Origin of the sequence: Sinomonas humi, assembly GCF_000802235.1 — a bacterium.
GTDB classification, from domain to species: domain Bacteria; phylum Actinomycetota; class Actinomycetes; order Actinomycetales; family Micrococcaceae; genus Sinomonas; species Sinomonas humi.
Genome location: NZ_JTDL01000103.1, coordinates 1 through 14038 on the forward strand (window position 1 = coordinate 1; position 14038 = coordinate 14038).

Here is a 14038-nt window from a genome sequence, read left to right on the forward strand (position 1 = left end):
GCTCGGGGCTCTTGCGGTGCTAGCAGGATATGTGTTGTTCTCATTCGGCTGGATCAATGGTGGCCGCATCTTCCAAGGATTCAACCTTCTCGGCGCCGCAACCCTGGCCGTCAACGGCTACTACCACGACGCTTGGCCCTCCGTCGCACTGAACCTCGCTTGGGGGGTCATCTCCGGCATTTCACTTCTGCGTATGCGGAAACAGAAGGCTCCAGTTCCATCCCCCGATGATGCGGAGAACCCAGGCAATCCAAGCCCCATCGACGTCCATCAACTCGCCGACAGCGAGCCGCCCCGGCAGAAGGAACCGAGAATCTAGCGGAAGACTCGGAGGCTGTTGCGCTTGGTGCACCCTAACGCGCGGTTAACTGACGCGCCATTTCGCAGGGCGATAGGGTCCATTCGGGTCATTCGCGCCGGTTCTGTTCGAGGATCTAGACCCGGTGCACCCGGTCCTGGCAGGCGGTAGCGGGTTGGTGCTGCCTGATAGCTGGTCGTGGTCCTCGGGGTCTCGGGGGATGAATCCGGCCAGGCCGGGGAGGTGAAGGCGACGATTCCGTGCTGGGGCGCGTAGATGAGTCCCTTGACGATGTCTATCCGAGGGCTTTTCGCTGTTTCGCCCCGCCGGTGCTGCGCCACGCCTACCGGAATTCGCCTTCGCCGCACCTCTGGAGTTCTTTTCAGCTCTCGACTCTGCGTCTGGGCTACTTCCGGGACCAGTCGGCGCTCTCGGGGCCGGCGGATTCGTCCGGCCATCCCCTGCCGGACGGATCGGGTATCGGATCGCGCTCGTCCTCGTCGGGCTCTTCCTCCCAGAGGCCGAACGGTCCCTCCTGTCCCGGTGCTGATGCGCCGAGGACCGCGCAGCCTTTCGTACGGCCTCCGGGAAGGTGGATCATCGGCCGACCGTCCTGTAGGGCTCGGCGCTGCTCGCCGCTGGATCCATCAGGCTCATTGGCCCATTCTCCAGCCTCGGTCCGGGATCATCCCGGATATTGTCGGCGCTCCTGCAGGACCGAACACAGTCGCTCCTGCCGATCGGTGCACCACATCACGATTGGAGGTGATCAGATGTTCCTCTTTCCCCGACCGCAGCGACGCCGCGCACGCTCGCCGCGCCCCACCGAGCAACTTGCAACGTGCCGGATCCCCTTCCATCTGAGCTTCTGCCAAGGCAAACCGCAGGATTCGCCCAAGTCGACCCGATGGCCGTTCGTCCTCGGGAGGATCGTCCCGTAGGGTCCAACCGCCCCGGGGGTGCAGGCGGGTGGGCCCTACGAGGCCTGATTTCGACCCGAAGCTGGGAGCATTCGTGTCCATGGAGAACCCTTCCCAACCGGTGGCCTCCGGCCCGGCCCCGGAGACCCTTCCATCCCCGAGGACATCCTCCCGGGGCAGTGCGGCAGGCGCAGGCAGTGGCCTTCAGACAGGTCCCGGGAGGCACGGAGCGGAGGATGCGTCCGGGCGCCTTCCAGCGCCCGCGGAGTTGCTCCGCGAGCTCGAATGGCCAAGCTGCTAGGCACCCCGGCCGGTCGTCGGTGAGGCACCGCCATTTCCGCAGGGATCACCCAGGACGCGGATCTGGCCAGAGCAGACTCCCCGGCCATCCATGCAGCAGCCTCCGGCATGACCTTCCCCATGTGCACGTATACAGGCAAGGCTGAGAGGCGTAGTCTCATTTCACCCGGCTGATCCCCTTACCGCCGGGCGTGTGACGACCGCCCCGCGACCCCCGTCCGGGGCGGTCCCTTCGGTCCACCGTCGTGAAGGAGTGCCATGGTCAACGGAGACCGTCCCGCCCGCCGTCCGAACAGGGAGGACCTGTCGCTGGACTTCCACTACGGCCCGGAGGAGAAGGCCCGGGACGAAGAGGACGGCCTCTTCGACGGCGAGGAGATCGTCGTGTCCTGACCGAGGCCTTGGACGCTTGCCCTTCGGCGCGGCAGGTAACGGGCCGGTGGGCGTCGGCTGCTGTCTGCTGGGGAGTGCACCGGCCGGCGTCACCCCGCTCGGCAGGAGGCGGGCTTCAGGAAGCGGTGCTGAGGGATGGCCACCGCTCCAGGCGGGGAAGGCCTCTTCGGCGGTCGCGTGCAGCGGCAGGACCCGGACGACGTTGGTGCGCTCCAGGAGCTCGCGCACGGCTGGCCTGGGTGCCACGATGCGCAGGTCGCCTCCGGCCTGGCGTGCGGTGCGGCAGGCGGTGACGAGCGCGCCGAGCCCGGTGGAGTCCATGGCCGGGACCCCGCCGAGGTCCAGGACGATGCGGGGCTGGCCCTCGGCGACCGCGCGGCCGACGGCCTCGGTGAGCTCCCCTGCGTTCTTGAGGTTGACCCGGCCGGTCAGTGCGATCTCGCGGTAGCCGGGGCGGTCGGCGCTCGTGACGTCCATGGCCTCCCTCTCCGTTGCATCCCAAGGTCGAAACCATACCGCCCGCTGCCTCTGCCGCTCCAGAACCGAGGCTCTGCACTGCAAGGGTCATGGGTGGTGTACGGTTGCCTGCTGCTCGCCAGGAACGGACCCAGGAAGGGAGATCGCCGAGTGGCCGCTGACTACGACGAGCTCCGCCCCGATGTCAGGGAGTCCCAAGAGGACTCCCTCGAGGAGGCCAGGTCCGTCAACGCGCCGGATCCTCGCAGCGTCGTCCGCGACCTCGACGGCGACGAGGACGGGGCCGGCATCCCGGGCGGGGAGCTCGTGGACGCCGAGCTCACCGTGCACCTGGTCCCGCAGGGCGAGGACGAGTTCGTCTGCCAGTCCCCTGCTACCTGGTCCGCCACCGCTCCCCGATTGCCAGGACCGACGGCACCGGCACGTACTGTGCCGATTGCGAGGCCTGAGCCCCCGCACACCCATTCATGCCTCATCCTCCAGCCCGGGCAGGCAGCCCTGCGCCGGGTGAGGGGCGGCACGGTGGGCCGGCTCGCCGAGCAGGTCCTCGATCGAGGTCTGCCCTTCGAGGACCTCCGGCTCCTCGTCGGTATTCATTCGTCCAAGATAGGGGCCCAAGCCCAACGCGCACGTGAGCCTCGCTGGCCGCACGGCCGCTGGCGGGGCGTCAGAAGAGCCCGGCAGGGGTTCGTCGCAGGGCAGGGGGGCGAGCTTGGCGCGGTGGCCGTTGTCGGGGTTGCAGCCTTTGAATGTGGTGGTCTGCGTGGTCGCGCCACCAGACGCTCATCCCAGTGGTGCCCTCGAGGCGCAGGTGCTCCCAGGCGCGCCAGAGCGCTTCGAGTCGGCTGATGGCCTCGGCGTGCTTCCACCACTGGCGACACCAAGTGATCCCGCCTTGGACATTGCGCTGGCGTCGGTAGGTGACGGCGAGCTTGTTCCTGACGAACTCGGCGAGGTTCGGGTAGAACAGCTCCGGGCGCGTCCACGTCGTCCCCGGGGGCTCCGCGGCGTCGGCAATGTCGTCGGGCTCGTCGTCCCATTCGCCCAGGCCCTCACTCCTCCGAGGCCCAGGTTGCCATCCACCGATTGGCTGCGGCGGCAGGCCCAAGGTTTCAGCGCATGACCATGGCGATTCTATTTCCGTACGCAATAAGCATATAGGTAATTGCTACTAGAGAGAACAGTAGTAGCACAGCTAGAAGCGGATCGGGTGAAAAGCCTGCAGCGATGAGAATAACCGCGGCAAGGTTTAGAAATGCGTGCATCGGCCTGACAGCGCGGACTTTTTGATCGCGCCGTGAAGGTCGCTTGAGATACGTGAACCAACTCGGCAATACACACAAGTCGTCGGCCATGCAAATGCAAGCCATTATTGCCGCCGTAAGACCGGTTAGATTGACCAACTGAGCGGAGGGGCTCAGGTCATGCTCGAAATACCATGAAGCAAAAAGCAATCCGGTCAGAATGCTCTGCGGCACAAGAAGGACCAAATTATATTTTACAGAAAACCGGAACCCCGTTTTGGTGCCAGCGTCTACAACCACCCCGCAGGTGATAGCCGTCGTGCGACTGCCAGCCAGCCGGTCCCATTCCAGATCTTTAAGATTTCCAGCATACATATTCAGAACTGTGAAAGTTAGACCAAGAGCGCCAATAAGGAGAAACCGGCCGCCGATTACCCAATTGGCTTGGGAAAAACGTACAAGTGCCGCCGGGAGAGCCATGCATAAGCCATACAAGTAGTCAATGAAGATCGGAGAGAGGCGCGATTTCTTTTGATATATATTCCCATAGGACACCAACAAAATAAGGACTGCGGCGCCCGTACGGGCGCCTATTCCTGAGAAAACAACAGGTATAGTGGTGCTCAGAATGATTCCATCCATCAGCACCCAACCTGCCGCACGCGTCCTCGACAGCTCCCCCGAAAGCAAGGGATCCCGCTGACGAGAGCCGTTTAATTTATCGGTGTCATAGTCGGCAAGATTGTTTAATTGGCAAATAAATAGGTGTAGTAGAGCGCCCCACCCCAAATATGTTAGGGCACTTAGGGTGGACGACTCTGACCACAAAAGTCCGACGACAAACGGAAATAACGTTGAAAGTACGGCTCGAAAACGCCCGAAATGCATGTAGAGGACCATGGTCTTCATCGCTTACGCCACCACCAATTGAAAGTAATTAGCGCTGTGCCCGTTGTTGCTAAGGCAACGAGGATCCAGCCCCCCTGCCCACGCGTGATCCACGACTTAACCATCAGAATAAGCGATGGATCTAATCTGGCAATGAGGGCGCTCGCTGCAAGTACCGCGACGCCATTGATCAATAGAATTGAAATAGCTCGCTGGAGACGAATACCGGATAAGGCCGACGCCACGATAACGGGTGAGGCTGGGTAGATCAAGAGACCGAGAATGAACCACGTTTTCGAAAATCGACTCACGATCCTACTCGCGCGTGAAACCCACGTCCCTGGCAACAGCTCAGATGCATAAAGGGTGCCCATGAATATTGCCGTGCCCAAGATTGTGCGACTAAAAGCAGCGACCAACACCACGGCGATCGTCGCTTGCACGCTTGTATCTACGGTCAAGAGCATGATGGCGTCGCCAGTCGGTCTTAGGAAAGCAATGAGGTAAGGACTGGTCATTGCTAGGAGAGGAAGTAACGCAAGGCCAACGTATCGTAAGGCTGCAAGGCTGAAAACGAGGGCGGGCATCCAGGGCGTGAAGCGAGGTCTCACACGGGCTCCCTAACCAATAACCTCCTATCGCCACGGACGGACACCCCCGCAGTCTCGAACCCGAACTTTTTGTACGTCTCGAGTAGCCTCAGATTATCCAATCGACAATGACAATAGATTGCCATCCTGTTCTTATCAGCAGCGTTTAGAACTTCCAGTCCGAGAACGATAGCCGCCCGTGTGCCCCGAGCGCTCGGTTCTTTGCAAAAGTTGAATACGTAAAGCGACGGCCGGCGTCCTTTGAATTTCCAAATACGTAAGCGAAGGCGACGAATAAGATTGACTCTTCGCACTCCAATCACTGCCGCCTTGGTGGGTTGGGTGAAGTGAGGCCAAATTGCGAGTTCCAGTTGAGCCTTCAGGGGGCGAAGCTTACCTCCACGTTGATTTAACGCGACGGTAATCAATGACGCTAACTGCCGGTAGTCTCCCCGTCTAACGGTTTGGACGCTTTCACTATTGCCCATGCCGTCCCTGGTCTTCATATCAATTGCTCTGCAGACCAGGCGTACCTGAACTGAGACAAGTGCGCCAGCGTAGGATGGCCCGCGTTCTCCGCCTTCTGAGACGCCTCATTGAAGTAGCTCGCCGCGAGATTCAGAATGAGGCTACGCAGGCTAGGTTCTGCAGCTAGGAGTCGTACATCGTCTGGTGAGACCTCCGACGATTCTGGCCAAACCCTCAAACCTAAGACTTGCCTCAACATCAACCGGAGTGGTATGGACGATAATCCGTTTCGGAAATCAGCGACGACGTCCGAAAGATCATCGACGAGCTGTAGGCCAGCACTATAAGTTAGAAACGCATCCTCCAGCTGGGGCGCTCTTTCTTGAAGATTCTGCTGTTCAAGGACAACGCGCACAGGAAGGCAGACTGGCGCCGACTTCTTGTGTAGGAGATTAAGATCGCTGATAGTGATGTCTGGAAGGGTGCGCTTTGTTGTCCATTCATAGATTTGGGCTGAAACGTACATGGCGTAGTAGTGGGCATGCCATTCTTGTACCGTGCTTTGAGGGGAAGGGTGTTGTGGCAGAAGACTTGCCATGATCCTAAGATATTCTTGCAGGAATATTGGCGCAGCCAGTACCATCGGATAATCAACTTCGCCGTCGTCTAGAATTCGATCTAGACAATAGAAATAGCTGTGGCCCAGAGCCAAGCCATCTGCAAGCTCAAATACTCCAGATTCATCCCCCCCACTCAACTCCAATTGCAGAGCGATGGGGTAGTAGAAGAACCCGCTCGCAAGTCCAAAGAGTCCGAGCGGCTCCCGCTGCAGAATGTGGGGGACTAGCTCGGGGCATGTATCCGCTAGCATTTGATGTACGCGTTGCAGTATGGCGTCTACGGGTGCGATTCGTTGCGCCGCTACGATCCATCTGTCTGAAGCAGTGCTCATAGAAAACGCCTCCGCATGCGATCTAAAACTGTGCTGATAGCCAGCCCAATGGCTAAGAGGCCGACGGCCATGACCGGACCTGCATAAAGTGAACTCGCCCAAAGAAAGGTGGCAAACAGCACTATTAGCCCTCTCGGCCGCCTTATTTCCTTTGAGGAGGGTCGTGGCGCGGAAAGTTGCGACATTAGTCGGACGATTAGGTATGCGGAGAGAGCTGTGGAACAGATTACAACAACAAGTGCGAGAGTTGCCCACGTTCGAGTAAGAGAGGGTGCCAGCGCTACAGACGCGACCAATGCCAGAGATGCCAAGGCCACTGTGAAGTAGACGTACGCCTTGTACAGGCGTGGGAGGCGAAAGGTTGAATCGATAGGCGACCAGGAGACACCGAAGTCCATTGCGAGGGTTCGCGCACCGGTCGCTCGGTCAGTTTTGAGATCCTTCAGATTGCCGGCGATGGCGTTCAAAGGAAGAAGTATAAGCCCGTATGCAGTTATGGCGCATAATCCGCCGAAACTCGGCCATGATCCGCCGGCCGTTTGAGCTGCGAGCAATAGACAGCACATTGTGACTGCGTAGAGCGCGTCCATCGCCACAGGGGGAAACAGTCGGGAGGTCTTCTGGTAAAGATTCCCGTATACGGTCAGCGCTATTCCAGTGAGAGCAAATGTTTTTGATGTCGTTGTCGTCGGCAGAGCGAGCACCGCAAAGGTGATGAGCGTAAGGGTCACCAGAGCCCAGTGGACGACTCTCACTAGCGGGACTTCTCCCTTTACCAGAGGGCTGCCAATGCGTCCTGGATTTTGCGTATCAGATTCTAAATCGGCAGTGTCGTTTACTAGGCAGGATGCCATGTAAAAGAACGTTGACCAGATCAAGATCAGAGCCGCAGCCCAGACGGGCCAGACGTGGTCAGCCCATAACGCAACAGGAACCGAATGTGTCCAAGCGATCGAGGACCGCCCAAGAGTGAGGTACTGACCAACTGGACGCCATCGAGCGGTTAGGCCTCCAGCGTGGGGTTGTTTCAAGCGTGGCTTCTACCAGCCGGCAGCACCGTCCATCTTGGGATCCTGTGAATTTTTCTTGTCTTCCCAATCCTGAGTCTGGAGTGTCTCTACTGGTACTGCGTCAAGTTCAGAAGCGTGCTTACCCAGTTCGGCAAGCCGGTTCTCGTTGGCTTCGTCAACTTTGAGGTCCATCTAGCCCTCTCCCCCTTCAAATGGCTGAATATGGGAGGAAGTTATCACGACGGGCACCTGTCTGTCTCGACGTTGCCTGAAATCCCTGGAATATGTCGTGTTGGGGCGATCGTTCGGGAGCATCGGCCACCGAAGACGTTGGTCCGGGGTTTAGAACAGGCCTTGCGGCGGTTCGTCGCAGGGCAATGGGGCGAGTTTGGTGCGGTGGCCGTCGTCGGGGCTGCAGCCTTTGAAGGGCCCGTCGGCTGAGAGGAGGACGTTCATGTGGTGGTCTGCGTGGTCGCGCCACCAGACGCTCATCCCGGTGGTGCCCTCGAGGCGGAGGTGCTCCCAGGCGCGCCAGAGTGCTTCGAGCCGGCTGATGGCCTCGGCGTGCTTCCACCACTTCGGGCACCATGTGGTCCCGCCGCCGGGGTCGATCCTCCTGCGGTACACGGCCGCGAGGTGCCCGGCGACAAACGCGGCCACGTCCGGGTAGAACAGCGTCGGCTCCGCCGGGCCTTCGCCGGTGTCGTCCTCGTGTTCGGTACCGTCGTCGGCGGGCTCGTCGTCCCACTCCCCCAGCCCCTCACCCATCGGACGCTCCTGCGGCGACCTGCCGGTTCTCACTGCTGGCGGCCGCCTGCTTGTTGGCGGGGTCGTGGGCGGCGGCGGAGGCGGCCACCGCGGCGGCGTGGGGGCCGTCCTTCCAGGGGACGGTCTTCAGCAGTGCGGCGGGGGCGCCGGAGGCGAACATGACGGCGCGGCCCCTGGGGAGGGCGGCGAGGTCGGCGACGTCGAGGGTGCGCTCCTTGCGGTCGTCGTGGCTGTAGGAGGTGCCACCCTGCCTGGAGCGGTTCCGGGTGGTGTTGGAGTACCGGTAGTCGCCGATGAGCTGGGCGAGCTCGTTGAGGTACTCGGCTTCGGCGACGCCGCCGCCGTAGACCTTGATGTTGGCCGCGGACCAGAGCTTGCGCATCCCGTCCCTGCCCCAGACTTCCACGCCCTGGGACCAGGACTGCAGGATGGTCATCAGGACGATGCCGCGGGAGCCGTAGTGGCTGTACAGGTTGGGCAGCTCGCGCCAGCGGCACACGTTCGCGGCCTCGTCCAGCACTCCGACCATGGGGGTGGCGAGCCGGCCGCCGGGCGAGTGGACGGCGAGCTCCTCGGCTGCCTCGACGACGGCGACGGTCAGGGCGGTCACGAGCGATCCGGCGGTGCCCTTGCCCTCCTTGGAGAGCGAGTACAGAGTCCCCTTCGACGCCACGAACGCCCCCGGATCGAACTGCGGCCTGCCGTCCGCCTCGCCGTTCGGGGTGACCCATTGGGCGACCTGCCGGTTGGTCAGGCAGGAGGCCATCTGCAGGGCGGTGCCGTAGACGCCGCCGCGCTGCTTCTCGGGGGCGTTGACGATCCCGGCGACGGCATTGGCGCTCTCGGCGTACCCGTGGTCCCTGAGGATGTCCACCGCCGTATCGTCGGCCGGTCGGGTGAGCCAGGTGTGGACCTGGGTGATCGGCCTGCGGTCGAGGGCTGCGGCGAGCAGGAGCCCGGCGAGGAGGTCCTGTCCGGCGGGGTCGAAGTAGGCGTCCGTCCTGGCGTCGGGGCCGCGGGAGCCGGCGGCGAAGTGGTCGGCCAGGCGGGCGGCGCGGACCTCGTCGGTGACGTAGGAGAGGGGGTTCCACCACCAGGCGGGCTCCTCGAGGGCGACGGCCTGCGGGTCGAAGACCCACACCGGCCCCTCCTTGGCGCGCACGTCGCGGGTGCAGTCGACGATGTCGCGCTTGTTCGAGGTCACCAGCACGGCCCCGGGGACCTCGAGGATCGCCGGGATGGCGCGGGAGGTGGTCTTGCCGGTGCGGGGGCCCCAGATGTCGATGTGCATGTCCTCCCAGGAGCCGTAGAGCATCTGGCCGCCCAGGACGGTCTTCCCGACCGGCACCCCGGGCGACCCTGCCACGCCGAGGCGCTCGGCGGTGGCGGTGGCCCCGCGCAGGCTCAGGGCCCGCAGGTCCCGGCCCCTGGCCATGTGCCGGGCGGCGACGTCGACCCGGGAGCGCCGGGCACGCCGGCGCAGCACCGCGCGGACCACCACGATCGCGAGGGCGACCAGCACGGCACCGATTCCGGCCAGCACCCAGGTCGCGGCCGGAGGCCAGGCCACCCTGTGGGTGAGCAGTCCGAGGACCAGTTCGAACGGGTTGGCCGGCAGCCTCTGCCCGTCGCGGGCAAGCATGGAGCCGAGGTGAACGGCCCCGGTCACGGTGCCCACGACCAGCACGACGGTGATGATGACGACCCAGAGCAGGACCGTCTCGGCGTCGAGCCGGGAACGCCTGCTGCTGTTCGGTGTGCCCATCAGATTGCTTCCTCCTCGATGTGCCCTTCTTCTTCGAAGATCTCCCGTTCGATCTCCTCTGTGCTGGCGCCCTGCTTGCGTAGGTTCTCCCAGCGGGTGTTGGTGTCCGAGATCTCGTCTTCGACGCTGGTCAGGCGCATCTGGACGGGGATGCCGGGGGCCTGGCCGAGCTTGATCAGGAACTTCCCCCGCCCGTACGGGGCCGTCCTGCCGTGCTGGGTGGTGGTGATCTTCTTCGCGTCGGCCCAGGACTCGACCCGGCGCTTCTCCTGGCGGGTGAGCCGGCGGAAGTGCTCGACCTCAGAAAGTTCCTTGGCGCCGAGGCCGCCGAGGACGACCATGGCGCACCGCTCGACGAAGCCCTTGGCCTTGGCCCGGTCCGCCGCGTCGGCGACGGCGTCGAAGTCCTTGAGGGTGTGGGAGACCATCATCTGGCCCACGCCGTCGTTGCGGTTCAGCCTTGTGAGGGAGTCGGCCTTGTCCACGATGCCGCGCCCGACCCGCAGCGCCCGCCAGAACTCGTCCAGGACGATGTTGTAGTTCCGGCGCGGCTCCAGTCCCGCGTCGGCGAGGACCTGGGCGGTGTTGACGGCCTCGAAGCCGACCGACCAGCAGGCCAGCAGGCCGGCGGCCTGCTTCTGGGGCTGGGTGTCGGGCAGGGCCGAGAGGTCGAACACGACGGAGCGTCCCATGTCCAGGGCCTCTGTGGTGGGCTTGGAGAACATGTCCCCCAGCGGCCCGGACCCGGTGGCGATGCCGATCAGGGAGGTCCGCAGCGCGTCGGTGGCGTCGAGGTAGCGGTCCATCTCGCCCCGGTCCAGGACCACGCTGCGCAGGTCCTCGGGGGCGTCCGCGATCAGCCGGTCCAGGTCCCGCACCAGCGGGACGCCGTCGTGCTTCTCGGCCAGGATCTCCAGGGCGCGGCCGAGGATCAGGTCCTCCTGCTCGGTGGGCCGCAACTCGCGGGAGACGGTGATCAGGGCCAGCAGCAGGGCCTTGCGCTGCTCGTGCGCCCCCCTGACCACCTCCTGGCGCAGGGACCCGGCCAGCCGCTGGGCGGCGCGGGCGGAGGCGCCGGGGTCGAGGGGGTTGAGGTAGCCGCGGCCGTTGCCGAGGCGGTTGACCTTTCCTCCCATCGTGCGGGTGCGCAGGACGTGTTCGCCCTTGACGTCGCCCAGGACCATGGTGGCCACGCCCCGGTAGGCCAGCCAGAGGCACATCTTCCCCACCGCGGTGGACTTCCCCAGTGCGGGGTTGGACATGAAGTACACGGACGGGTTGGGGATCAGGCCCTCCTCGAAGGCCGTGATGTGGTCCAGGCCCACGACCTGGCCGGTGAGCAGGTGCTGGCCCAGCGGCGCCCCCGCCAGCGGGGCGCCGGTGCCGGAGGCGAAGGGCCAGAGGCCGCAGACCTGGCGGGAGGAGCCGCGGAACTCGTTGGGGATGTCGATCAGGTTCGCGTACCCGCCGCCGGGGGTGAGGTAGCCGCGCCTGGCCGGGCCGTAGTGCCGGCTGCGCGGTGCAGGCCTGGCGAACGGCGGCCGGGGGCGGAGGCCCGTGGGGAGGAGGCTGAGCGGGTTCATCAGATCGCCTCCCTGATCTTCGCCGGGACCATGACGTAGTCGGGCAGGACCAGGCCCAGCGGCAGCCCGGCGGCGAAGGCGGTGTCCTGGGCGCCGTAGGCGGGCCGGACGGTCAGCTGGGACTCCGCGGCCAGGTCCTCGATTCCGTAGCCGGCGGCCAGGGCGTCCTGGGGGTTGCGGATGGTGGCGGTGATGACGATCCCGAAGTTGAGCATGCCGGCGTCCTTGGCGGCGACCTCCTTGGCGGTCTGGACGGTCTTGGCGTAGTCGTCGATGGCGCGGAAGTCCGGGTTGCCGGTGGAGGCGGCGCGGTTCTTGGCGGCGGTGACGTCCTTCTCGGCCACGTCCATCGCCCGGGCGGCGGAGACGGGCCGGTAGAGCAGGGTGACGCGCTTGCGGTCCACGTCCCCTGCCGGGGAGAGCAGTGCCTCGAGGACGTTGGAGAAGACCTCCCCGCGGGGGGCGACGGACATGACCCAGGACTTCGAGAGGCCGGAGTCGTGCCGGTACCACTCCCACCCGGCATTGTGGGCCAGGGGGCCGACGTCGTCCCAGGACAGGGGCGGGGTGATGCCCTGGGCGTGGGCGGCGGCGATGTGCTGGGCCACTGCGGGGTCGTAGGCGCTGCGCACGACCTCGCAGAGGGCCTGCGCGGTGAGGGGGTGCGCGTCCCCGGCCCCGCACTGCTCGAGGTGCTCGGTGAGCCTGCCCAGGCGTGCGCCGAGGTCCAGGCCGAGGTCCTCGGCCTTCCGGGGGCGGGGTGCGCCGGCCCGCCAGGCGGTGACGGTGACGGCGAGGAAGGCCCGGGTCAGCGGTGCCGACTGGGGGAAGGTCGCCTTGACCTCCTCCATCATCTCCACCACCGCCGGCGGGGCGTCGGGGTGGCGTCGGGTGTCCACGGCCTGGCGCAGCCGGACCCCGAAGTCGGGGGCGGTCTCCACGGTCACGGACGCTGCCACCACGTCGGAGGCCTTGCCGAGGTCGGCGAGCCAGCCGCCCCAGTTCGCCACGTAGGAATCGATCGCCTGTGAGTCCTCCAGGGCAAGGCCCGTGGGCTCGCACTCGATCACCACGGTGGCGTGGTTCGTCTCCGGCATGAAGACCAGCGCGAACTCGCGGTCGAAGGAGTCCGTGAACTGGTGCAGCCGGGACCTGGCCAGCAGGCCGGGCAGCTGCGCCGTCCCGCCCGGGATGAGGCCAGTTGGACCCGAGCGGTAGAGGTTCGTCCGGCGGCCCGCGGCCTTCCTGTGGGCGCGGCGGGCGGCCATGCGGGCGATCCGGGACTGCCCGTGCCGGTCCCGGACCGTGAAGACCCCCATGGCGGTCCCCATCGCCAGGAACGCGACGAACCCCGGGATGGGGCCGGCCAGGCGGAAGACGAACAGCAGCACCAGCAGGGCTGCGATCATCGCCCAGGTCTCCAGCGCCCCCAGCTTCCCGATGCCGGCGGTGCGCGGCCTGCGCCAGTTCCCGTAGGTCGGCTCCGTGTACGTCGTCTGCTCGCTCATCCTCACTGCCCCTTCTGGCTTCCGGACGGGCCCTCGCCCGCCGCCGACTCCGCCGCACCCCGCACTGCGCCCTGCATCGCGGCTGCGCCCTTCTGGACCGTCATCGCCCCGGCTGCGGCAGCCATCCCGGCCGGCCCCGCGGCGGCGGCTGCCCCGCTCGCCCCCGCGGCGGACCCAGCCCCCGCCGCTCCGGATCCGACTCCTGCTGCACCGGCGCCCGTACTGGGAGCCGGCCCCGTATTCGCTCCAGACGGGGCAGAGGCCCCTGGCTGGGACGGGCTGCTGGATGCCCCGGAGGCCTGCCGATCCGTCCTGCCGCTGCTGTTGCTGGCGGTCGTGCTGCTCATCGAAGTGCTGGTCGGGGAGCTGCCGCGGCCACCGCCCTGCCGTCCGCTGTGGATCGCCCCGGTGGCCAGGGTGCCGACCGCGCCGCCCATGGCGGCCATGCCCCCTCCGCCGCCGGCTGCGGCGGCGACCATGGGGGTGACCAGGCGCATCAGGGCCGGCAGGGCCACCAGGGCCAGGACCATCAGGGACAGCCCCACGATGGCCTTCACCCCCTCGTCCGCGGAGGCGAAGACATTCGAGGAGGTGAGCTTGAAGGCCACCGCGTAGCAGAGGGCGGCGGCGGGCTTGTAGAGCGTGAACGCGATCAGCCACGACAGGAACCGCTGGAACCACTGCCTGCCCGTCTCGGTGTTCGTGAATGCCGCCGCCGTGGGCAGGCCGCCGGCGAGCAGGATCAGGATCCCGGAGCGGAACACCATCATCACCAGCTGGATGAGGGACACCAGGATCGCGATCACCCCGAAGACGATGGCCAGCAGGACCCCGAGCCCCCCGCCCAGGGCGATCATCCCGCCCACGTTCTGCG

Annotated in this window: 14 protein-coding genes and 1 pseudogene; 2 read left to right on the top strand and 13 right to left on the bottom strand. The window is 65.2% G+C overall.

Translation table 11 applies throughout. The features are described 5' to 3' along the window. Nucleotides 1-319, top strand: a 319-nt coding sequence (locus LK10_RS09510) for a hypothetical protein (RefSeq protein WP_081998421.1), incomplete at its 5' end; no start/stop codon positions are given. 385 nt (nt 320-704) lie between these two features. On the opposite strand, the gene LK10_RS09515 is transcribed toward LK10_RS09510, so the two are convergent. Together LK10_RS09515 and LK10_RS21295 are read right to left on the bottom strand one after the other, a co-directional pair. Beyond that, the gene (locus LK10_RS09515) at nt 705-899 is read right to left on the bottom strand and encodes a hypothetical protein (protein ID WP_043122890.1); all 195 of its coding nucleotides are present in this window, start codon (nt 897-899) and stop codon (nt 705-707) included. 781 nt (nt 900-1680) lie between these two features. Next, nucleotides 1681-2388: an STAS domain-containing protein gene (locus LK10_RS21295; RefSeq protein ID WP_081998422.1), complete on the bottom strand. Its 708-nt coding sequence runs from the start codon at nt 2386-2388 to the stop codon at nt 1681-1683. 150 nt (nt 2389-2538) lie between these two features. Here LK10_RS21295 and LK10_RS23025 point away from each other — a divergent pair. Beyond that, nucleotides 2539-2697 (top strand): annotated as a pseudogene (locus LK10_RS23025) (DUF4193 domain-containing protein); the annotation flags it as partial. 156 nt (nt 2698-2853) lie between these two features. On the opposite strand, the gene LK10_RS22835 reads toward LK10_RS23025, so the two are convergent. The 11 genes from LK10_RS22835 to LK10_RS09555 all read right to left on the bottom strand — a co-directional run. After that, nucleotides 2854-2985: a hypothetical protein gene (locus tag LK10_RS22835; protein WP_269429499.1), complete on the bottom strand. Its 132-nt coding sequence runs from the start codon at nt 2983-2985 to the stop codon at nt 2854-2856. 70 nt (nt 2986-3055) lie between these two features. After that, complete coding sequence (locus LK10_RS09530; RefSeq protein WP_231567706.1) at nt 3056-3496, bottom strand: DUF4913 domain-containing protein; 441 nt, start codon at nt 3494-3496, stop codon at nt 3056-3058. A gap of 4 nt (nt 3497-3500) precedes the next feature. Then, nucleotides 3501-4541, bottom strand: coding sequence for a UbiA family prenyltransferase (locus LK10_RS21305; protein WP_081998423.1), 1041 nt, complete (start codon nt 4539-4541; stop codon nt 3501-3503). Nucleotides 4542-5612: 1071 nt separating this feature from the next. After that, on the bottom strand, nt 5613-6530 hold the full coding sequence (locus LK10_RS21840; RefSeq protein ID WP_156144113.1) for a hypothetical protein: 918 nt from the start codon (nt 6528-6530) through the stop codon (nt 5613-5615). Further along, nucleotides 6527-7561, bottom strand: coding sequence for a UbiA family prenyltransferase (locus tag LK10_RS21310; protein ID WP_081998424.1), 1035 nt, complete (start codon nt 7559-7561; stop codon nt 6527-6529). Before LK10_RS21310 ends, LK10_RS21840 begins: the two co-directional genes overlap by 4 nt. A 9-nt stretch (nt 7562-7570) precedes the next feature. Then, entirely contained in the window at nt 7571-7732 is a 162-nt protein-coding gene (locus tag LK10_RS21845; protein ID WP_156144114.1) for a hypothetical protein, read from the bottom strand. 150 nt (nt 7733-7882) lie between these two features. Continuing rightward, nucleotides 7883-8308 (bottom strand): DUF4913 domain-containing protein, encoded by a 426-nt coding sequence (locus tag LK10_RS09535; protein ID WP_043122895.1) that lies wholly within the window; start codon nt 8306-8308, stop codon nt 7883-7885. Then, the gene (locus LK10_RS09540; protein WP_043122897.1) at nt 8301-10073 is read right to left on the bottom strand and encodes a type IV secretory system conjugative DNA transfer family protein; all 1773 of its coding nucleotides are present in this window, start codon (nt 10071-10073) and stop codon (nt 8301-8303) included. Before LK10_RS09540 ends, LK10_RS09535 begins: the two co-directional genes overlap by 8 nt. Continuing rightward, on the bottom strand, nt 10073-11656 hold the full coding sequence (locus tag LK10_RS09545; protein WP_052207165.1) for a hypothetical protein: 1584 nt from the start codon (nt 11654-11656) through the stop codon (nt 10073-10075). The genes LK10_RS09540 and LK10_RS09545 overlap by 1 nt, the downstream gene beginning before the upstream one ends. Beyond that, on the bottom strand, nt 11656-13164 hold the full coding sequence (locus LK10_RS09550; RefSeq protein ID WP_043122899.1) for an SCO6880 family protein: 1509 nt from the start codon (nt 13162-13164) through the stop codon (nt 11656-11658). The genes LK10_RS09545 and LK10_RS09550 overlap by 1 nt, the downstream gene beginning before the upstream one ends. Before the next feature lie 2 nt (nt 13165-13166). Continuing rightward, a partial coding sequence (locus LK10_RS09555; RefSeq protein WP_043122912.1) for a hypothetical protein occupies nt 13167-14038 on the bottom strand: 872 nt, incomplete at its 5' end.